A 19,781-nucleotide genomic window follows, 5' to 3' on the forward strand; every position below is an offset into this window, starting at 1 on the left:
TATGTCGCGCGGATCACGTCGATACCAAATTGTGCAGCATACACACCATATGTACCGTGCACATGTGACTGTAGCTGCCGACGCGTCCTCGAGCGTCTCTCATTCCGGCGACCGGCGGCGGCCCACGCCGGCCCTGCTCATCGCGACGCTCGGTATGGTCGGTGTCGTCGTCTCGCTCATGCAGACGCTGGTGATTCCGATCATTCCGTCGCTGCCGGTCCTGTTGCACACCTCCGCGTCCAACGCCTCCTGGGTCGTGACGGCCACGCTGCTGGCGGGCGCGGTGGCGACCCCGATCAGCGGCCGCCTGGGCGACATGTTCGGCAAGCGCCGCGTCTTGTTCGCGAATCTGCTTCTGCTCGTGGCCGGCTCGGTGGTCTGCGCGTCGTTCTCCACGCTGCTGCCGGAGATCGTCGGCCGCTCGCTGCAGGGCGCAGCGGTCGGCGCGATCCCGCTGGGCATCAGCATCATGCGCGACGAACTGCCCGCCGAGCGGGTGGGTTCGGCGATGGCGATCATGAGCGCCACGCTCGGCGTCGGCGGCGCGATCGGCCTGCCCGTCGCGGCGGCCATCGCGCAGAACGCGAACTGGCACGTGCTGTTCTGGACTTCCGCCGCGCTCGGCGTCCTCTGCGCCGCCCTGGTTTTCGTCTTCGTCCCGGAGTCGCCGGTGCGCACGCCCGCCCGCTTCGACTTCGGGGGTGCGATCGGGCTGTCGGCGGCGCTTCTGGCGCTGCTCGTCGCGATTACGAAGGGCGCGGACTGGGGCTGGGGCAGCGCCCCGATCCTGAGTCTGTTCGCGGCATCGGCGGTGGTGTTCGTCGGTTGGGGTGCTTTCGAACTGCGGCAGCGTTCGCCGCTGGTGGATCTGCGGGTTTCGGCGCGGCCGCGGGTGCTGTTCACCAACGCGGCCTCGATCGCCGTCGGATTCGCGCTCTACGGCATGTCGCTGACCTTCCCGCAGCTGCTGATGGCGCCGGAGCGGACCGGGTACGGCTTCGGATTGTCCATGATCAGTGCCGGGTTGGCGCTGGCTCCGACCGGTTTCGTGATGATGCTGCTGTCGCCGGTGTCGGCTCGGCTGTCGGCGAGCCGCGGGCCCAAGGTCACTCTCGCGCTCGGGTCGGCGGTGATCGCCGTCGGTTACCTGTGCGCGGTGGTGTTGATGAACAGCGTCTGGGAGATCATGCTCGCCTCGGTGATCGTCGCGGGCGGTGTCGGCCTGGCCTACGCGGCGATGCCCGCGCTGATCATGGGCGCGGTGCCGATCACCGAAACGGCGGCGGCGAACGGCTTGAACTCGTTGATGCGCTCGATCGGCACCTCGACCTCGGCGGCGGTGATGAGCGTGGTGCTCGCGCATATGACCATCCAGTTCGGTCCCCATCTGCTGCCCTCGCGCGACGGGTTCCACACCACCTTCCTCATCGCGATGGCGGCGGCGCTGGTCGCGATCGGCCTGACCACATTGATCCCGATGCGCAAGAGCGCCGACGCGGCGACTACCACCGGGCATTCCTGACGGCTGCCGTAGTCGGTACCCGCGACTCTGCTTGTCGAGTGCCGAAGGTCGCGCGCTAGGTCTCGTGTGCGTGACCGTGTACCGCGTCGGTGGCCGGCGAATCACGTTCGGACGCCTCCAAAATCAGCTGTCGGCAACTGCCTCGGTGTACCGGCGGCCGAGAGTGCGGATGTGGGCAACGAGTTCGGGCGGGCCGTCGACGCGGAAATCCATCATCAGCATGGACAGGTAGATCGCGATCGTCTCCAGCGCGTCCGCGCCGGTGTACAGCACGCAGGTGTCGGCGTCCACCGCCTCGACCACGCCGACGGCGGGATTGATCCGGGCGACAACGGTTTCGGCGGGCGCGAGCACGGTGACCCGGGCCTGCACCCGCCACCCCGTCGTAGCGATGTGGCGCATGACGAAGGCCACCAGATCGTCGTCGGGGAGCGAGCGGGCGGCGAAACGGCGCGAAGTCGTCTCCGCGCGCAGGACGCGGGCGACCGGAATCGCAACCCAGGTGTGGTCGTCCAGGCGGTAGGCGACCAGGTACCAGCGGCGCTGCCAGTTGATCAGCCGGTACGGCTCGATGTCGGCGGAACACTCGGCATCGGCTTCGGCGATCCGCACCGTCGCACCGTCGCGGATGGCGCCGGCCAGGGTGGTGAGCACAGCGGCGGGAACCGGTGCGTCCGGCTCGCGCGATCCGGTGGTGGCAGGTCCGATCGCCGTCGCCTCGCGCAGTGCGGACACTTTGCGCTGCAATCGTTTCGGCAGGATCTGATCCAGTTTGCCCAGCGCTCTGGTGACGTGCTCGGCGATGTCCGCGATGCCGGTGGAGCCGTCCTCGGCGAGCCCGACCGCGACCGCCACGGCCACCGCTTCGTCGTCGTCCAGCAGCAAGGGCGGCATGGTCGCGCCGCGGCCGAGCCGGTAGCCGCCGATCGCGCCGCGTCCGGCGTGCACCGGATAGCCCAGTTCGCGCAGGCGCTGAATGTCGTGGCGCAGGGTGCGATCGGTGACGCCGAGCCGCTCGGCGAGCTCGCGGCCGGTGTGCGCGCGGTCCTGAAGCAGTGCGAGCAATCGCAACAGCCGGGGTGTGGTCGACGCCACTTTTCTCCTCCTGAGCCATTAGGAAAGAAAGTAGCCTAATACGCCGATAGGCTTGTGTCATCAGCGAGAACGACCGAAAGGCTCCCGACATGAACACCACCACCACCACCGCCGCGACTCTGCTCCCCGTTTGGCGGGACGTGCTCGCCGATTCCCACCACGCGCTCGAGAGCGTCGTCGCTGGGGTGCGCGCGGATCAGTGGCGCCTGCCCACCCCGTGTTCGGAATGGGATGTGACGCAGGTGGTGCAGCACGCCGCCGGTGACCAGCTGGCATACGCGAAGTCCCTCGGCATCGGCGAGGGCCCGGCTTACAACCCGTTCGCGCCCTCCGGCGCGATCGATGGCACTCCTGCGGACTTGGTGCGCGTGGCGGTCGAGCAGACCGCCTTCGCCTGGACCACGGTCGACGACGCCACCGAAACCGTGCCCACCCCGCTGCCGCACGGCGCGCTCCCCACCCCGGTGGCCGCGGTCCTGTGCGCACTGGACGCCGCGGTGCACGCCTGGGACATCGCGATCGCGACCGGTCAGCCGTCCCCGTTGACCGATGAACTCGCCGCCCACCTGCTCACCGCCGCTCGGGCCGGTCACCCCGCGCCCGGCACCGGTGAGACGGCGGAGATCACCGAACCGCTGCGTCAGTGGGGGGCCTACGCCGCGATCGTGGACGGTCCGTCCGACGGCGCCCTGGGAGAACTGCTGCGCTACCTGGGCCGCGATCCGCGCTGAGCAGCCCCGTCGACGCGGGGCTCACCGACCGAGCCCCGCGGACGGTGTGGTGGCGCGCTGCCTCCAGCGGGCGGTTCATCGAACGGCCTCCGGCCACCTCATAGGGTGTCGTTCTCGACTCGACGGTCAGAGCGCGGTGACGAACCCTTGTGCGACCATCCAGTCTCGAGCCACCTCCGCCGGTTCGCGTCCGTCCACGTCGACCTGGCGGTTGAGCTCGGTGATCGCCTCGTTGGTGAGACGCTGCGAGATCGGCGTCAGGATCGTGATCACCTCCGGGTGCTCGTCGGCGAAACTCTTGCGCAGCACCAGAGCGGCGTTGTACTTCGGGAAGAATCCGCGATCGTCCTGCAACAGCACAAGATTCAACGCCGGGATGCGTCCGTCGGTGGCGGCCACCGATCCGAAACGGCACTGTCTGCCGTCGGCGGTCGCCTGGTAGACCACCGGGTCCTGGACGATCTGCTTGCGCACCTTGCCCGCGTCGATCTCGTATTTGCGGGCCAAGCCGGGGAAGCCGTCCTGCCGGACGTTGAATTCGGTGCCGACGCAAATGGCCGCTGCGGCGGGGTCGGCGGCGACGAGCCGCGCGTAGTCCGACAGTGTGCGCACGCCGGTCTCCTGGGCGGTGCGCGCGCTCATGACCAGCGCGTAGGTGTTGTTCATCGGCGCCATGGCGGCCCACACCATGCCGTGCCGGGCCAGATCGGCGTCGCGCACCGCCTCGAACTGGCCGATCTCGTCCGGGACCGGCGTCTCGTTGCCGAGGTAGTTGATCCAGCCGGTGCCGGTGTAGTCGTAGGCGAGATCGATCTGCCCGTGCAGCTGGGCGTCGCGCACGCTGTTGGAGCCCTGGATGTTGGTCAGGTCGCGCACGTCGGCGCCCGCCGCCGTCAAGGCGAACTCGATGAGGTACCCGAGGATGTTCTGCTCGGTGAAATCCTTGGAACCCACCGTGATGCGCACACCGTCGAGTTCGGGGATCGGGCGGATGCTGCCCGGCCCCACCCGCAGCGGCACCGCGCTGCCGGATTGCAACCCGCAGGCGGCCAGCAAAACCATCCCCACCCCCAGGGCGAGCGCGCGCCATGCCCGGCTCATTTCAGCCCCCTCGGCCCGAGGAACGCTTCGGCGACCGCGCCGAGCCAGTCCACCAGCAGGGCCAGTGCCACCGCGAGCACCGCGCCGACCACCAGCGTGACGTTGTCGCGCAGTTTGTAGCCGGTGTCGATCAGGATGCCGAGACCGCCCGCGCTCACCAGGAACGACAGCGTCGCGGTGCCGACCGCGAGCACCAGCGACGTCCGCAACCCCGCGAGGATGTACGGCACCGCGAGGGGAAACTCGATGCGGCGCAATACCGTCAGGGCCGACATGCCCTGACCACGGCCCGCGTCCACGAGCGTGGGGTCCACCTGCTGGTAGCCCAGGATGGTGTTGCGCAGTACGGGGAGCAGCGAGTAGAACGCGATCGGCGCCACGCCGATCCAGAAGCCGGTGGTGCGGGTGGCCAGGTAGAACAGCACGATCAGGCCGATGGCGGGGGCGGCCGCGCCGATGTTCGCGATGCCGACGAACACCGGTGTGAGACGACGGAATCCCGGTCTGGTGAGCAGGGTGCCAAGCGGGACGGCCACCGCGACCACGATCAGCACCACCGTCGCGGTGATCAGCACGTGCTGCCAGGTGACGGTCGCGACATTGCCCGCGTTCAGGCTCGCTCGCTGGGTGGCGGTGAGGTCGCGGGCGAACGCCCATACCAGCACGCCCGCGGTGAGCACCAGGACGAGCAGGGGTTGCGCGACCAGCCGGAGGCGCTCGGCCCGGCGCTGGGCGGGGGGAGTCACGGCGGCCGTGGTCATGGCGCGCCGTCCGTCCCGGAGCGGCCGCCGTGTTCGGCCCGCAGCGCCGACAGGTGCCCGATCAGGGTGTCGATGGTGATCAGCCCGACGTATTCGCCGCGCGTCCCGGTCACCACCGCGGTGGCGCTCTGATGCGTCAGCAAGGCGTCCAGCGCGTCTTGCAGCGTCGACTTCAGCGACAACGTCTCCGGCACCGGTGAGCCGAGATCGTGCAGCGAGTCGGCGTGCGCCAGCTGTTCGGCCGAGACCCAGCGGCGCGGCCGGCGTTGACCGTCCAGCACCAGCGCCCACGGCCAGTCCCGGCCCGCGAGCGTGGCGCGCAGTTCGTCGACCGGGTCCTGCTCGGTGGCGGTGGGGCAGGCGCCGAGGTCGACATCCCCGACGCGGGTGAGGGTGAGCTGTTTGAGCGAGGCGTCCGCGCCGACGAAACCGGCGACCGTCTCGTCCGCCGGATCGGCCAGGATCGCCGCGGGCGTGTCGTACTGCAGGATCCGGGACCGATCGCCGAGCACCGCGATGCGATCGCCGAGCTTGACCGCCTCGGTGAAGTCGTGGGTGACGAAGACGATCGTCTTGCCGAGTTCGCTTTGCAAACGGAGCAACTCGTCCTGCAACAGCCCACGGGTGATCGGATCGACCGCCCCGAACGGCTCGTCCATCAGCAGCACGGGCGGGTCGGCCGCCAGCGCCCTGGCCACGCCGACGCGCTGCTGCTGGCCGCCGGACAACTGCCGGGGATAGCGGCCGCGGAAGGTATCGGGGTCGAGGCCGACCAGCTCCAGCATCTCGTCGACCCGGGCCGCGATGCGCCGCCGGTCCCAGCCGATCAGGCCAGGCACCGTCGCGACGTTCTTCGCGACGGTCAGGTGCGGGAACAGTCCGGCCTGCTGGATCGAGTAGCCGATGCCGCGGCGCAACCGGTCGGGATGGATCGTCGCCGCGTCGCGCCCGTCGATCGTGATGGTGCCGGAGGTGGGCTCGATCAGCCGGTTGATCATCCGCATGGTGGTGGTCTTGCCGCAGCCCGACGGGCCGACCAGCACCACGATCTCACCGGCCGGGATGGTCAGCGAAACGCTGTCCACGGCCGGATCGCGTTGCCCCGGATAGTGTTTGGTCACCGCGTGCAGCACGATCTCGACGCCGGAGACTACGGATTCCGCGGTCCCGTCAGGTGTTTCGGTCTCAGTCACGGATTCCCCTCGAGGTGGTGAGCCGTCCGATCAGCACGTAGATCCCGTCGAGTACGAGCGCGAGCACGACGACGAGGATCGTGCCGACCAGAGCCTGCGGCACCGCGTTCGGACTGCCGAGGCGCGCGAGGCCGGAGAAGATGAGGTTGCCGAGCCCGGGGCCTTTGGCATACGCGGCGAGCGCGAGGATACCCATGATCAACTGGGTGCTCACCCGCATGCCCGCCAGGATCGCGGGCCAGGCCAGCGGCAGTTCGATGCGGGCGAGCACCCGCAGGCGGTTCATCCCCACGCCGCGGGCCGCATCGGTCACGGCCGGGTCCACCGAATCGAGGCCGATGATGGTGTTGCGCAGGATCGGCAGCAGCGCGTACACCACGAGCGCGGTGATCGTCGGTGCGACGCCCAGGCCGAGGATCGGGATCAGCAGGCCGAGCAGCGCGAACGACGGAACGGTGAGCACCGCGCCTGCCAGCGCGGAGGCGATCGAGGAGCCGAACGGACTGCGGTAGACCAGAACTCCGATGAGCACCGAGACCACCGTGGCCAGCAGCACCGATTGCACCACGGCCGAGACGTGCAGGTAGGAGTCGACCAGCAACTGGTGCCGCCGGTGCACGATGAATGTCCACAGCGTGTCCAGGGCCGTACCTCCCCATCGGCTGATCTCTCCCGGAGACTAGCGCGGTTTTCCCGGTGCCGTACGCGATTTCGGCTCCTGCGGGTTGCCCCGCCGCTCGATCGGCGAAACCGATCGTAGGGCGCCGGGAACCCTTCGGCGCGCTCGTGCGTCGAAATCCATAAGCTCGACAACAGCATCACAGGAATGGATCGGGGGAGCGATGGCACAACAGCTGGGATCGCGGGCGGGGCGATGGCTCGCGCTCGTGTTGGCGGGGCTAGGCGTAGCTGGGGCGGCTCTCGGCGGGGCCCTGTGGTGGCAGGACCGAGCCGACCGCGGAGCGGTCGTGGGCGAGCGCCTCACCGAGTTCCCGGCGCTGGACCGGTCGGCGCTCGACGCGGTCCAAGCAGAGATCGTCGCGGTCGTCGAGCGCGAGTTCGCCGAGCCGGGCGCGGGCACGAAATACGCGGAAGGCGCCGAAGAGGCGTGGTGCGCCGACTTCGTCAGCTGGGTGATGCGCGAGGCGGGGGCGCCGCTGGCCAACCCGCACTCGGGCTCCTGGCGGATTCCCGGCGTCTACACCTTGCAGGAGTATTACGAGAGCGTCGGCCGCTTCGTGCCACTCGGCTCCGGGTACCGCCCGCGCACCGGTGACGTGCTGCTGTATCACGACTCCAGCCCGTTCGGCCAGCACACGAATATCGTCTTGCGGGCCGACGCCGGCCAGGTGACCACGATCGGCGGCAACGAGGACGACGAGATCCAGATCAACCGCTTCGCGCTCGACGACGTGCCGGGTGTGGTCGGTGTCGGCCGATTGTGATGAGCACCCCTCCCCGGTGCGCGGAATCTGTCCGATATGCGGGTGAAACGTCGTGCCGGATGGTCCTACGATGGATTCGGCGGCGCCCGGCAGCGCCGCCGCCGATCCCCGCCCTGCTTCCCCCTCATCGGCAGGACGGGGATCTCAGGCTGACCACCGCGTTCCGGGGCGGCGCACGATCGGTCGCGTACCGTGTCGAGTGTCCATCGAGAGGTGAGGGTTCCGGAACTCCTGATGCATCCGACCGACGAATCGAGTAGCGCGCCCGCGTGGATCGACTACGCCGAGTTCGGCGAGCGTTTCGTCACGCACGCGGTGAACGCCGCCCGCATCGAATCCGCCGTCTCCGGAATGACGGGCCGCGGTTTGACTATCGGCCCGGTCTCGATCGGCCCGGCCGGACTCGCCGGTTTCGTGGCCGAGGGCAAAGTCGGCGCCCCGCGCGTGCTGCACAGCGGTCCACGGGTGACATACGAGGTGACCGTCCCCGTCTCGCTCACTTTGAAGGTGCTGCTCGGCGGTCGGAAACTGCGTCTGGAGGCCAGGGTCGAGATCGATCTGACCCTGCACGCCCGCACCGCCGAACCCGTGCTCATCATCATCGACATCCCGCCGATCACCCAGCGGGACATCAGCTTCGTCCTGCGCGCCCAAGCGGTCGAGTCGGCCTGGGAATGGCTGCTCGACCCGATCGCCGGGGTGGTGCAGCGGGAGGTCGCCTCCCGGGTGAATGCCATGCTGGCCGATCCGCAGACCCGCCGGGGGCTGGTGTTCGACGTGGAGGCGATGGTCGCGGGCAAACGGTCGGCGTATCGGGACAAGAGCGCGTTCGACTGGATCGGCTACGACGAGTTCGGGCATCGGTTCTTCTCCCGCATCGTGACGCGCGAGCGGGTACACGACGTGGTGGAACGCTTGGCGGGCAGGCCGATCGAAGTCGGGCCGCTGCGGACGGGCCCGCGCGCCAGCGCCGTGGTCACCGTTCGCGGAGCGGTCCGGATGCCACGGCTGACGGACCGGTCGGCGGATCCGGTCGCCTTCGACCTGACGCTGCCGGTGAGCCTGGACATCACGGTGGCCGTACTGAAAGCCAATTACTACCGCGCCGACGTGGAGGTGCCGTTGGTGCTCACCGCCCGCGCCGCCGACCCCCTGCGCGTGGTGATCGACGTGCCGCCGCCCGACCCGGCCGACATCCGGATGGAGTTCACCGCCCACGGGGCGCGCGCGGCCGCCCTCGGTGCGCTCGCAGGGATAAAGAAGCAGGTCATCGCCCAGGTGGCGGCGGTGATCCGCAAAGAACTCGCCGACCCGGCGATGCGCACCATCGACGTCGCCGCGCGCATCGACGGCATCGCCTGACGTCCGCCACCCGCGCGTACGGTGTGGCGAATGTGAAACATGTTTCTCCTGGGTCTAGCGGTTCCAATGTGAATGTGGTGAAATGAGTTCACGTTCGAGGCTCCCGGCGCGCGGCGAGGTTTTGGGGAAGGTGCGCCGGGCACGCTGCCATCCATGTCGGGGTTGCGCGAAGGAGTCGACGATGCGTTCCATTTCGGTATCCCGGCGTGATCTGTTCGCCTACGCGGCCGCGGCGGCCGTCGTCGGCGTGACCGCCGCTCCAGTTCCCGCCTCAGCGCGGCCCGCGTTCGGCACCTTGGTCGATTACGCCGGCGGCGTCCCTGCGGCCGCGGCGATCCGCGATGCCGGACATATCGGCGTGATCCGTTACGTGTCCGATCGCAGGCCCGGCGCCGAGTGGATGGCGGGAAAACCGCTGCGCTCCCCGGAAGTCGACGACCTCAAAGCAGCCGGTCTGCAGATCGTCTCCTGCTACCAGTTCGGCAAGGGGCCGACCGCGGACTGGCGCGGCGGGCTGGAGGCGGGCAAGCGGCACGCCGAGCGCGGACTCGCGTTGCATCGCGCCGCCGGCGGCCCGGACAACGCCCCGATCTACGCGTCCATCGACGACAATCCCTCACCCGTCGACTTCGCCACCATGATCGCGCCGTACCTGCTGGGCTGGCAGGCCGTGCTCGGCAAGGAGAACACCGGCATCTACGCGAACACCCCGACCATCGAACTGGCCCGCACCGCGGGCCTGTGTTCCTGGTATTGGCAGCACAACTGGGGAACCCCCAAGGGCTTCGTGCACCCGGCCGCCAACCTGCACCAATTCGAGATCGACAAGCGCTCCATCGACGGGGTGGGGATCGATGTGAACAACGTGCTCACACCCGAATACGGGCAGTGGTGAAAGGGCTCGCACCTATCCGCGCTTCCCCGCAGACTCGCTCCATCACCCGCACGCCCGAACGGCCACAGCCCAGCTGACACCCGAATGCCCGCTGTGTCGGGTGAAGGTCCCCCGGCGATCTGTCATCGTGACCGCGGGGACAGCAGGTATCCCATCGACGCGCTCATGGGCGACGCGAGTACCGGCGATGCAGTTCGACTGAGCGCCGCCGCCGTCCCGTTCGCGAGCCACAGAGGGGCCGCGAACACGCACCGCCGCAGGCGGTGCCAAAAACTCAAGTCTGGCAGTGGCTGATCGGTGTGACGCGCAGGTCGGGCTCGTCGTCCGGGACGACGCGCAGGGAGGGGCGGCTGTCCGGGGCTTCGTGGTCGCCGAGCCAGGCGAACAGCGACCACCGGGACAGGCCGGAGAACGCGGAACCGAGGCTGGCGAACGAGAACGAGGAGATCGCCGAGCCGAACGAACCCACGGACCCGATGGACAGCACCGAGCCCACGCTGCCGATGGACAGGATCGAGTAGGCCGACCCGATGGACAGGATCGACCCCTCCGAGCGGATGGACAGGATCGAGCGGTGCGAGCGCCTGCTGCGGATCGAACGAGCCGTGCGTATCGAGTGATCGATGGTCGCCATAGTTAGCGGTCTACCACAGTCCGGACGGCTCGTGGGGCGTCGCGGCGGATCCGTCCGAGGTTTCGGCGCGGACCCGTGGAACGACCGAGGGCGGCGACCCGATGGAGTCGCCGCCCTCGACCGAGAACTCAGCCTACGGTGAAGAACCCGAGCGTCGGCAGGAACGAGCAGGTCCGCGCCTCCCCGTCGGCGGACTGGGTGGTCAGCGAGCCGGAGACGACCGCGACCACGCGGCCGAAGCCCGTGTCGGCGATCGCGGACAGCGTAGCGGGGCCGTCCGGGTTGATCTTGGCCTCGTCGGTCAGCGGCAGAACGCCGGACTGACGGGTGTCCAGGTTCAGCCACTGCACCGTCATCGGCGGGTTCTGCACCGGCGTCGGCGACTTGGTGCCGAGCGCGGTGAAGACGAACCCGGTCTGGCCCGCCTGCGGGCCGGGCGGCGGGAGCGTGGCCGGGCCGGGCACGGCCAGCGCGGTGCCCACCGAGTCGGCGCTCGGGCCGATGCAGCCCTTGCCGATGGTCGGGTAGAGGAACTGCGCGATCGCGGGGCCGTCCTGCGGCACCTCGGGACCACCGCCGCCGCTGCCGTCGAGGAAGGTGATGATCCGTTCCAGCGTCGACTTGATCTGCGGCGGGAGGTTCAGGGTGGCCAGCAGCCTGCGCGCCTGATCCAGGATGGCCGACTGCGGGCCCGCGACGCCCGCGGGGCTCGCGATATCCGCCGGGCCGGCGACGGCGCCGACGATGGCCGGGGCGAGTGCGGCCAGCGCGTCCACCGGAACACCTTCGGGAACCATGGGAACGCTGTTCGTAAGCGCCGCGGGGGCGGGCGCAGGGGCCGCGATTGCTGTCGTCGGCGCGGCAAGCGTGGCACTCGCCGCGATAGCGAGTGCGGACAATGCGATCCGCGATCCTCGGGTGCGAAGCACTGGTCTGGCCGTCCTTACCTCGGGTACATCAGGGTTCGATTGCTAAAAGCCATCGTTTCGGGGGTCACTCTAGGGACATTGCGGCTATGTGTACAGCCGCGGCGTCCCGAAGGCGCCGTGGACGATCAGTGTGAGCCGAACTTACCGCGCCCCGATGTTACTGGTGTGAAAGTTGATGCAAATGTTACCGGTGGTTCGAGGGTGCGACCGCCCGCATTCGCGCTGCGGTTAATCTAATCGTTGCCGTCCGCGCTGTCGCCACAACATCGAAGTCCGGGCGTGCCCCGCCGACGCACCGCACTCGAGCCGAAAGCCAGTGATTTGAATCGTCACCTCCGATGGGCTTTGTCGGCGCTGGGCCTGTCCGTGCTGGCCCGGTTGCTCTGGATGCTGCTGTCCACGAACGGGATGAACCTCGTCGACCTGCACGTCTACGTCGGCGGATCGGCCGCGCTGCTGACCGACCAGCTCTATGACTTCACCTACGCGGAGAAGACGCCCGACTTCCCGCTGCCGTTCACCTATCCGCCGTTCGCGGCGTTGGTGTTCTTCCCGCTGCACTACCTGCCGTTCACCGTGGTCGCGGTGGCTTGGCTGCTGGCTATCGCCGCGGCGTTGTACGCGGTGGTGCATATCAGTCTGGAGCTGATCTTCGGAGCGGAGCGGCTGCGGACGCCGCAGTGGCGGGCCGCGACCGTCGGCTGGACCGCGCTGGGCCTGTGGCTCGAACCGGTGCGAACCACGATGGATTACGGCCAGGTCAACGTCTTCCTGGTGCTCGGCGGGATGCTCGCGGTGCGCAGCTCGCGGTGGTGGATCTCTGGCAGCCTGGTCGGAATCGTCGCAGGCATCAAACTGACGCCCGCGATCACCGGCCTCTATTTCGTCGCGCGCGGGCGCTGGGCGACCGTGGCCTGGTCGGCGGTGGTGTTCGGCGCGACTGTGGGGGTGAGTTTCCTGATCGCGCCGGTCGAGGCGCGCCGGTACTTCGGCACCCTGCTCGGTGACGCCGACCGCATCGGCCCGGTGGGATCGGTGTGGAATCAGTCGCTGCGCGGCACGCTGAGCCGGATTCTCGGCTACGACGTGGAATCCGGTCCGTGGTGGATCGCGGCCGTACTCGTGGTCGCGGTGCTGGCGTTCCTGGCGTGGCGCGCGCTCGGCCCGGAGGACCGGCTCGGCACGCTGATCGTGGTGCAACTGTTCGGGCTGATGATCTCGCCCATCTCGTGGTCGCATCACTGGGTGTGGCTACTGCCCGCGGTGCTGTGGCTGGTCTACGGGCCGCTGCGCCGGGCGCCCGGCGCGCGCGTCGTGGCCGGGTATTGGCTGGTGACCATGTTCGTCGGCGTGCCGTGGGTGCTGTCGTTCTTCCAGGATTCGATCTGGACCATCTCGCGCCCCGGCGTACTGTCCTGGCTCGGCGCCGTCGACGTGCTCGGCGTCGTGGCGTTCTACCTCTGGGTGATCCGCTTCGGCCCCCGGTTCGCGAGCTCGAACCCCGCCGAGTCGACGCGCGAGAGCACCGAGGGCCGCGCCCGCACGGCGTAGTCCTGTCGCGGCCGAAATGCGTCAGGTCCGATCGTCGGACACCGGACCGCAACATCCGCGCTGAGCTCCCGCTTCGAGCGGAGCGAGACCAAGCAGGCTCGTTCGCACTCTGGCCCGCGTTCGTGTGGCAATCGAATGGAACCGATCCCGGCCACCACACCCCGCAGGCCGCCTGACTGGGGACTTTCACGACTGACGCGCCCGGCGCACCTCAACTCCCGTTTCGAGCGAAGCGAGACCGAGCAAGCGCCGCTCGCGGCCCGGCTTGCGTTTGCGCGGGCGCCGCGTAGTTGACGGGCAAGCTGCCACCGATCGGCTCCAAGCGTTAGCAAGTCGCCGAATACATCTGGGCGGCGAGCTTCGATACCGACGTGCTCAGCGCACCGCAACCGCGTCTTTCGAGCGGAGCGAGACCGAGCATTGCCGCGAACACCCAGCGCCGAAGGCGCTGGAATCTAACAGAGCCGATCTATTTCGTGCGCCAGCGCGACGTCCAGCGCCGTGAGCCCGCCCGCGGAGTGGGTGGACAAGGTGAAGGTGACTTTGCGCCAGCGGATGTCGATGTCCGGGTGGTGATCGGCTTCTTCCGCGACTTCGGCGACCCGGCGCACGAGTTCGATGCCCGCGGGGAAGGTGGGCGCCTCGACGGTGCGGACCAAGGCGTTGCCCGATCGTGCCCAGTCCGGCAGTTCGGTGAGGGCCTCGGCGATCTCGGTATCGGAGAGCAGTGTCTGCTGGGCCATAACACTCCTTACTACTCGCCATGGGCCGCCCTGGAAAGGTGGCGGCGGGGGGTCAGGCGGCGCGTGCCTGTTTGAGTGCCTTCTTCAGATCCTTGCCGGTGACTCCGGCCGCTTCGCACTTCTTCATCCGCATGATGACCACGGGGCACTTCAAGCAGCGCGTCTTCTTCCGACAGCACTTCTTCTTGGGTTTCAGGCTGGAAACCTTCTTCGCTTTGACCTTGCCCACGGCGGTTAGCGTACCCTAAGTGCAAAGCCTGAAACGTTGCGCCGACGGACTGCCGGTAGGGTGTAGCTGGCCGCGATGCCCGGTGAGTTTCGATTCTCCACCTGTCTGCAAGGAGCCCGGCGGGAGCGTCAGGACCCGGAGGCGGCAGCCTGCGTAACCACGTAGGGTCCCGTCCAGGCCGGACGCCGAGCACCGTCGGCTCCCACACCGAACAGCAGGAGGATTCAGGCGTGTCGTCTGCACGCGATTTTCGCAACGTCGCCATCGTGGCCCACGTCGACCACGGCAAGACGACCCTGGTCGACGCCATGCTGCGCCAGTCGGGCGCCTTCGCCGAGCGGGCCGAGCCCGTCGACCGCGTGATGGACTCCGGCGACCTGGAACGCGAGAAGGGCATCACCATTCTCGCCAAGAACACGGCGGTGCACCGCCACCACCCGGACGGCTCGGTCACCGTCATCAATGTCATCGACACCCCCGGCCACGCCGACTTCGGTGGCGAGGTCGAGCGCGGCCTGTCCATGGTGGACGGCGTGGTGCTGCTGGTGGACGCGTCGGAGGGGCCGCTGCCGCAGACCCGGTTCGTGCTGCGCAAGGCGTTGGCCGCCTCGCTGCCGGTGATCCTGGTGGTGAACAAGACCGACCGCCCCGACGCCCGCATCGAGGAGGTCGTCGAGGAGAGCCACGATCTGCTGCTCGACCTGGCCTCCGATCTGGACGACGCCGCGGCCGAAGCGGCCGAACTGGCCCTGGATCTGCCGGTGCTGTACGCCTCCGGGCGCGAGGGCAAGGCGTCCAAGGAGCGTCCGGAGAACGGCAACCCCCCGAACGCGGAGAACCTCGACGCGCTGTTCGACGTGCTGCTGGAGTACATTCCCGCGCCGAAGGGCGATCCGGCGGCGCCGCTTCAGGCGCACGTCACCAACCTGGACGCCTCGGCGTTCCTCGGTCGCCTCGCGCTCGTCCGCATCCACAACGGAGAACTGCGCAAGGGCCAGAACGTCGCGTGGATGCACGCCGACGGCGTCAAGCAGGTGAAGATCACCGAGCTGCTGCAGACGATCGGCGTGGAGCGCCAGCCCGGTGAAGTGGCCGTGGCGGGCGACATCGTCGCCATCGCGGGCATCCCGGACATCATGATCGGTGACACCCTCGCCGACATCGACGATCCGGTCGCACTGCCGCGCATCACCGTCGACGAGCCCGCCATCTCGGTCACCATCGGCACCAACACCTCGCCGCTGGTCGGGCGGGTGCAGGGCCACAAGCTGACCGCCCGCATGGTGAAGGCGCGCCTGGATCAGGAGCTGGTCGGCAACGTGTCGCTGCGCGTGCTCGACATCGGCCGCCCGGACGCCTGGGAGGTGCAGGGGCGCGGTGAGCTCGCGCTGGCCATCCTGGTCGAGACCATGCGCCGGGAAGGCTTCGAGCTGACCGTCGGCAAGCCGCAGGTGGTCACCAAGCAGGTCGACGGCAAGGTGCACGAGCCGTACGAAGAGCTGACCATCGACTGCCCCGACGAGTACCTCGGCGCGATCACCCAGCTGCTTGCCGCGCGCAAGGGCAAGATGGTGCAGATGAGCAACCACGCCGCGGGCTGGGTGCGGATGGAGTTCATCGTTCCGTCGCGTGGCCTGATCGGCTTCCGCACCGACTTCCTCACCGAGACCCGCGGCACCGGCATCGCCAACGCCGTCTCGCACGGGTACGCGCCGTGGGCGGGCGAGATCCGGGCCAGGCACACCGGTTCGCTGGTCTCCGACCGGTCGGGCACGGTGACGCCGTTCGCCATGATCCAGCTGGCCGACCGTGGCCAGTTCTTCGTGGAGCCCGGCGCGGACACCTACGAGGGCCACGTCGTCGGCGTCAACCCGCGCGCGGAGGATCTCGACATCAACGTCACGCGCGAGAAGAAGCTGACCAATATGCGCAGCTCGACCGCTGATGTGATCGAGACCCTGGCCAAGCCGTTGCAGCTGGATCTGGAAGGCGCCATGGAGTTCTGCGCCGCCGACGAGTGCGTCGAGGTCACCCCGGAAGTGGTCCGGGTCCGCAAGGTGATCCTCGGGCAGAACGAGCGGGCGCGGGAACTGTCCCGGCGCAAGGCGCGGGACCGCGCGGCGCTGTAATCGCTTGTCGCGAACGGGATTCGATGGCGCTGCGGTCGAATCCCGTTCGCCGGTGGGCGGAAGCCGGAGAAGGCTTCCGTGCGGAGAAATTCCCGCTCGGCGAGAAGATATTCGAAACTGCTTCGTGATGTGGTTCCGGCATAGTCCGGTACCGATCATCCCTTCGAAGCCGATCGATTTCCGGATACTTTTCGGCCTCTGATTATCGGGCGAACGCAATATGAATAAGGATAATTGGCTCCGTTTGCGCGGAATCGCCTCGAAGAGGTGCTTCGATCCGGGGAGCTGGGGAAATCGGCAACCGATACCGCGCTATGGAAGTTGCGCACCTGCGGTGAAGATCGGCAAGGTTTCTTCCCGCTTTATCGCGTATCGCTTTGATGCCCGCGCACACGGTCGACCGGGGTGAGCCACCTCGCCGGCTGGACGGCCTGCGGTACAGCTGTCCCAGGCTTGCGGAGGGCGCGATACCTGCGGATAGCTTCTCGAAGAAGAGAGTTCGCTTTCTGTTCGGCGTGTCGGCGCGAAATCTCACTTTGGCGGGCGAGTGCATTTCGCTCGCGGTCGCGTGAATGCCGGAGAGGCGCGTCCGGATAGTCGCGCAACTCCGCAGGTGTGTCGCCGCGGCTGGGTACGCCGAATATTTGCGGATGTTCCCGCAGGTGTATGTGCGTGCGGTGTCCCGGGCGATGCGGCGAGCTCGTGTTTCCACTCCGTTGATATCCGTGCGATCGTGTCGTTTTTCCGCTCGTCAACGGGAATCTGGGAACAGACTCGACCGTACGGTAGAGTTCCCGAGCGTGAAAGTGGGCGCAGGAAAACGCGCAGCGTGGCGCACGTTGTTGCCGACCGTGGCAGTGCTGACCTTGATCAGCAGCTGTGCGGCGAATCCGCCGCCGCCCATCGAGAGCACCGACAGCCCGAAGACCACACCGGTCAAGCCCGCGGAGACGACCGTGGTGGTCGCGCTGGACACCATCGGTACCGCCTTCAATCCGCATCTGCGCTCGGACCAGTCCGCCGCCACCTCCGCGATCGCGTCACTGGTGCTGCCGAGCCCGTTCCGGCCGGTGCTCGATCCGGCGCGGCCCGGGGCGACGGCCTGGGTGCCGGATTCGTCGTTGCTGGTCTCTGCCGAGGTGACCGCGCCGGAGCCGTTCACGATCACCTACAAGCTGCGCAACGAAGCGTCCTGGTCGGACGGGGCGCCGATCGCGGCCGAGGACTTCCGCTATCTGTGGCAGGAGATGATCTCCGAACCGGGGGTCGTCGACCCGGCCGGGTACCGGATGATTTCGGACGTCAACTCGTCGGCGGGTGGCAAGACGGTCACCGTCGTGATGTCGCAGCCCTACCCCGGCTGGCGCGAATTGTTCACCGATCTGCTGCCGTCGCACCTGCTGAAGGACGCGCCCGGCGGGTTCGCCCGGGGCATGAACGGCCAGGTCAACGGCGTCCGGGTGTCCGGAGGCCCGTTCGGGATCCGTTCGGCGGACCCCGGGCGCGACGAGATGCTGCTGGAACGCAACGACCGCTTCTGGGGCACGCCGGCGATGCCGGGCCAGATCCTGCTGCGCCGCGGCGGCACGCCCGCGCAACTGGCGGGCTCGCTGCGCACCGGCGACGTCCAAACGGCGCTGGTCCACGGCGGCGTGGCGACCCAGGCGCAACTGGGGGCGATTCCCTCCGTGCGGACGGCGATCATGCCGCAGTCGCGGGTGCTGCAGATGGTGCTGAACGGGCGCAAAGGCGAACTGAGCGATCCGCGGGTCCGCTCGGGTGTGCTGGCCCTGCTCGATCCCGCGCTGCTGGCGACCGTGGGCGCGCAGACCGGCAATTGGGTGGAGCCGGCTCGCGCGCAGGTGCTCGCGCCGTCCGATCCCGGCTACGCCCCGACCGCTCCGCCGCGGCCGTCGGCGGAGGAGGCGTTCGCTCTGCTCGCCGCCGCAGGGTACGGCCGCGCGCCGGAACCGCCGCACGCGATCTCCCCGACCTCGCCCGCGCCGCAGCCGCGCACCGTGGGCAAGGACGGCAAGCCGCTGGTCGTGCGCATCGGCGCGGTCGACCGGGACGCCACCGCCCTGGCCGTGGCCAATACCGCCGCCGATCAGCTGCGCAGCGCCGGCATCGACGCGACGGTGCGCAGTGTCGCCGCCGACGAGTTGTACGGCAAGGAACTGCTCGAGGGCACGGTGGACGCGATCGTCGGCTGGGAGGTGGCCGGATCCGATCCCGCGACCGTGCTGGCGTCCCGCTACGGCTGCCCGCCGCCCGCGCTGCCCGGGGTCACCGGCCCGGCGCAGGCCATCGCGGAAGCGGCGCAACGGGCTCCGAGCAACCTGTCCGGTGTGTGCGATCCGGCTCTGCAACCCGCGATCGAGGAGGCCCTGCGCGGCGGTGACGTGGGACGGGTGCTCGCCGAAGCGGAGCCCAAACTGTGGGCCATGGCGACGGTGCTGCCGATCGTGCAGGACAACGCCGTCGCCGCGGCCGGTCCCCGGCTGGACGGCGCCTCGCTCAGCGGCGCGATCCAAGTCGGCATCTTCGGCGACGCGTCCATGTGGCGCAGGATCCCGTGACGGCGGCGACGGGCGGGTTGCTGCTGGTCCACGCCCACCCGGACGACGAGTCCATCACCACCGGAGGCACGATCGCGCACTACCGCAGGCGCGGCGTGCCCGTCACCGTGCTCACCTGCACCCTCGGCGAAGAGGGGGAGGTGATCGGCGAGGAGTGGGCGCTGCTCACCGCGGAGCACGCCGACCAGCTCGGCGGCTACCGCGTGCGCGAGCTGACTCGCGCGCTGGAAGCGCTGGACGCGGGCCCGCCCCGTTTCCTCGGTGGCGCGGGCCGCTGGCGTGACTCCGGCATGGCGGGCACACCCGCCGCGGACAAACCGCGGGTCTTCGTGCGCTCCGGGGACGAGGCGGTGCGGGCGCTCACGGACGTGCTGCTCGAACTGCGGCCGCGCGTCGTGGTCGGCTACGACCCGGACGGCGGCTACGGCCATCCCGACCACATCCGGGCCCACGAGATCACCACGGCCGCGGTGCGGGACGCGGCGGACCGGGGGTGGGACACACCGAAGTTCTATTGGACCGTCACCGACGCCGACATGCTGCGGCTGCACACCGCCGCGTTGGCCCGGCGCACGGCCGCGGGGCTGCCCGGCGCGCTGCCGCCCGGGTGGCGGCTGCCCGCCGAAGGCGAGCTCGCGAGCGTGCCCAGCGACGCGGTGACCACCACGATCGACGTCTCCGAGGTGCTGACGGCCAAGCGCGCCGCGCTGCGCGCGCACGCCACCCAGGTCACCGTCGCCCCCTCCGGCCGCGAATTCGCGCTGTCGAACAACGTCGCTCAGCCGGTGCTGCCCGAAGAGCACTTCATCCTGGTGCGCGGACGGGTCGGCCCGCTCGGGCCGGACGGGCGGGAACACGATCTGTTCGCCGGACTGGAGTGAC

The 19,781-nt window shown here is 69.0% G+C and carries 18 protein-coding genes; 9 read left to right on the plus strand and 9 right to left on the minus strand.

The genetic code is table 11. The annotated features are described in order from the left end of the window. Window positions 1-64 precede the first annotated feature (64 nt). Window positions 65-1,522: an MFS transporter gene (locus tag QMG86_RS03835; RefSeq protein WP_281877710.1), complete on the plus strand. Its 1,458-nt coding sequence runs from the start codon at window positions 65-67 to the stop codon at window positions 1,520-1,522. Window positions 1,523-1,645: 123 nt separating this feature from the next. Here QMG86_RS03835 and QMG86_RS03840 read toward each other — a convergent pair whose 3' ends face one another. Continuing rightward, complete coding sequence (locus QMG86_RS03840) at window positions 1,646-2,617, minus strand: helix-turn-helix transcriptional regulator (protein WP_281877712.1); 972 nt, start codon at window positions 2,615-2,617, stop codon at window positions 1,646-1,648. Window positions 2,618-2,706: 89 nt separating this feature from the next. Between QMG86_RS03840 and QMG86_RS03845 the strand changes: the two genes are divergently transcribed. Next, window positions 2,707-3,348: a TIGR03086 family metal-binding protein gene (locus tag QMG86_RS03845; protein WP_281877714.1), complete on the plus strand. Its 642-nt coding sequence runs from the start codon at window positions 2,707-2,709 to the stop codon at window positions 3,346-3,348. 126 nt (window positions 3,349-3,474) lie between these two features. Here the strand turns inward: QMG86_RS03845 and QMG86_RS03850 are convergent, their stop codons facing one another. Genes QMG86_RS03850 through QMG86_RS03865 form a run of 4 tightly spaced genes read right to left on the minus strand, consistent with a single transcriptional unit; the run spans window position 3,475 to window position 7,046 of the window. Further along, window positions 3,475-4,449 (minus strand): glycine betaine ABC transporter substrate-binding protein, encoded by a 975-nt coding sequence (locus tag QMG86_RS03850; protein WP_281877716.1) that lies wholly within the window; start codon window positions 4,447-4,449, stop codon window positions 3,475-3,477. Then, complete coding sequence (locus tag QMG86_RS03855; protein WP_281877718.1) at window positions 4,446-5,210, minus strand: ABC transporter permease; 765 nt, start codon at window positions 5,208-5,210, stop codon at window positions 4,446-4,448. Before QMG86_RS03855 ends, QMG86_RS03850 begins: the two co-directional genes overlap by 4 nt. Next, window positions 5,207-6,403, minus strand: a complete 1,197-nt coding sequence (locus tag QMG86_RS03860; protein WP_281877720.1) for an ABC transporter ATP-binding protein — start codon at window positions 6,401-6,403, stop codon at window positions 5,207-5,209. The genes QMG86_RS03855 and QMG86_RS03860 overlap by 4 nt, the downstream gene beginning before the upstream one ends. Continuing rightward, window positions 6,396-7,046, minus strand: coding sequence for an ABC transporter permease (locus QMG86_RS03865; protein ID WP_195086094.1), 651 nt, complete (start codon window positions 7,044-7,046; stop codon window positions 6,396-6,398). Before QMG86_RS03865 ends, QMG86_RS03860 begins: the two co-directional genes overlap by 8 nt. A gap of 199 nt (window positions 7,047-7,245) precedes the next feature. Between QMG86_RS03865 and QMG86_RS03870 the strand changes: the two genes are divergently transcribed. The 3 genes from QMG86_RS03870 (at window position 7,246) to QMG86_RS03880 (ending at window position 10,105) form a co-directional block, all read left to right on the plus strand. Continuing rightward, window positions 7,246-7,848 carry a CHAP domain-containing protein gene (locus QMG86_RS03870; RefSeq protein ID WP_281877721.1) on the plus strand — a complete coding sequence of 201 codons (603 nt, stop codon included), beginning with the start codon at window positions 7,246-7,248 and terminating at the stop codon, window positions 7,846-7,848. A 234-nt stretch (window positions 7,849-8,082) separates the two neighbouring features. Continuing rightward, complete coding sequence (locus QMG86_RS03875; protein ID WP_281877723.1) at window positions 8,083-9,210, plus strand: hypothetical protein; 1,128 nt, start codon at window positions 8,083-8,085, stop codon at window positions 9,208-9,210. A gap of 181 nt (window positions 9,211-9,391) precedes the next feature. Further along, window positions 9,392-10,105 (plus strand): DUF1906 domain-containing protein, encoded by a 714-nt coding sequence (locus QMG86_RS03880; protein WP_281877725.1) that lies wholly within the window; start codon window positions 9,392-9,394, stop codon window positions 10,103-10,105. 274 nt (window positions 10,106-10,379) lie between these two features. Here QMG86_RS03880 and QMG86_RS03885 read toward each other — a convergent pair whose 3' ends face one another. Together QMG86_RS03885 and QMG86_RS03890 are read right to left on the minus strand one after the other, a co-directional pair. After that, entirely contained in the window at window positions 10,380-10,739 is a 360-nt protein-coding gene (locus QMG86_RS03885; RefSeq protein ID WP_281877727.1) for a hypothetical protein, read from the minus strand. Window positions 10,740-10,867: 128 nt separating this feature from the next. Next, the gene (locus QMG86_RS03890; protein WP_159848285.1) at window positions 10,868-11,668 is read right to left on the minus strand and encodes an Rv1157c family protein; all 801 of its coding nucleotides are present in this window, start codon (window positions 11,666-11,668) and stop codon (window positions 10,868-10,870) included. A 321-nt stretch (window positions 11,669-11,989) separates the two neighbouring features. Here QMG86_RS03890 and QMG86_RS03895 point away from each other — a divergent pair, with 321 nt between their 5' ends. Then, complete coding sequence (locus QMG86_RS03895) at window positions 11,990-13,219, plus strand: mannosyltransferase (protein ID WP_281877730.1); 1,230 nt, start codon at window positions 11,990-11,992, stop codon at window positions 13,217-13,219. A 455-nt stretch (window positions 13,220-13,674) separates the two neighbouring features. Here QMG86_RS03895 and QMG86_RS03900 read toward each other — a convergent pair whose 3' ends face one another. Together QMG86_RS03900 and QMG86_RS03905 are read right to left on the minus strand one after the other, a co-directional pair. Then, window positions 13,675-13,962, minus strand: coding sequence for a 4a-hydroxytetrahydrobiopterin dehydratase (locus tag QMG86_RS03900; protein WP_281877731.1), 288 nt, complete (start codon window positions 13,960-13,962; stop codon window positions 13,675-13,677). Window positions 13,963-14,014: 52 nt separating this feature from the next. Beyond that, window positions 14,015-14,191, minus strand: a complete 177-nt coding sequence (locus QMG86_RS03905; RefSeq protein ID WP_085994939.1) for a hypothetical protein — start codon at window positions 14,189-14,191, stop codon at window positions 14,015-14,017. 230 nt (window positions 14,192-14,421) lie between these two features. Here QMG86_RS03905 and typA point away from each other — a divergent pair, with 230 nt between their 5' ends. From typA to mshB, 3 genes are all read left to right on the plus strand, one after another. After that, window positions 14,422-16,320, plus strand: a complete 1,899-nt coding sequence (gene typA / locus QMG86_RS03910; protein WP_281877733.1) for a translational GTPase TypA — start codon at window positions 14,422-14,424, stop codon at window positions 16,318-16,320. A gap of 800 nt (window positions 16,321-17,120) precedes the next feature. Next, on the plus strand, window positions 17,121-18,899 hold the full coding sequence (locus tag QMG86_RS03915; RefSeq protein ID WP_434085532.1) for an ABC transporter family substrate-binding protein: 1,779 nt from the start codon (window positions 17,121-17,123) through the stop codon (window positions 18,897-18,899). Next, entirely contained in the window at window positions 18,896-19,780 is an 885-nt protein-coding gene (mshB, locus tag QMG86_RS03920; protein ID WP_281877735.1) for an N-acetyl-1-D-myo-inositol-2-amino-2-deoxy-alpha-D-glucopyranoside deacetylase, read from the plus strand. Before QMG86_RS03915 ends, mshB begins: the two co-directional genes overlap by 4 nt. Window position 19,781: the final 1 nt, after the last annotated feature.

Origin of the sequence: Nocardia sputorum, assembly GCF_027924405.1 — a bacterium.
GTDB lineage: Bacteria > Actinomycetota > Actinomycetes > Mycobacteriales > Mycobacteriaceae > Nocardia > Nocardia sputorum.

What these genes read in the sequence shown, in the direction of transcription:
- QMG86_RS03845 (WP_281877714.1), top strand. Translation starts at nt 2,707, where the DNA reads ATGAACACCACCACCACCACCGCCGCGACTCTGCTCCCCGTTTGGCGG.
- QMG86_RS03850 (WP_281877716.1), bottom strand. Translation starts at nt 4,449, where the DNA reads ATGAGCCGGGCATGGCGCGCGCTCGCCCTGGGGGTGGGGATGGTTTTG.
- QMG86_RS03855 (WP_281877718.1), bottom strand. Translation starts at nt 5,210, where the DNA reads ATGACCACGGCCGCCGTGACTCCCCCCGCCCAGCGCCGGGCCGAGCGC.
- QMG86_RS03870 (WP_281877721.1), top strand. Translation starts at nt 7,246, where the DNA reads ATGGCACAACAGCTGGGATCGCGGGCGGGGCGATGGCTCGCGCTCGTG.
- QMG86_RS03875 (WP_281877723.1), top strand. Translation starts at nt 8,083, where the DNA reads ATGCATCCGACCGACGAATCGAGTAGCGCGCCCGCGTGGATCGACTAC.
- QMG86_RS03880 (WP_281877725.1), top strand. Translation starts at nt 9,392, where the DNA reads ATGCGTTCCATTTCGGTATCCCGGCGTGATCTGTTCGCCTACGCGGCC.
- QMG86_RS03885 (WP_281877727.1), bottom strand. Translation starts at nt 10,739, where the DNA reads ATGGCGACCATCGATCACTCGATACGCACGGCTCGTTCGATCCGCAGC.
- QMG86_RS03900 (WP_281877731.1), bottom strand. Translation starts at nt 13,962, where the DNA reads ATGGCCCAGCAGACACTGCTCTCCGATACCGAGATCGCCGAGGCCCTC.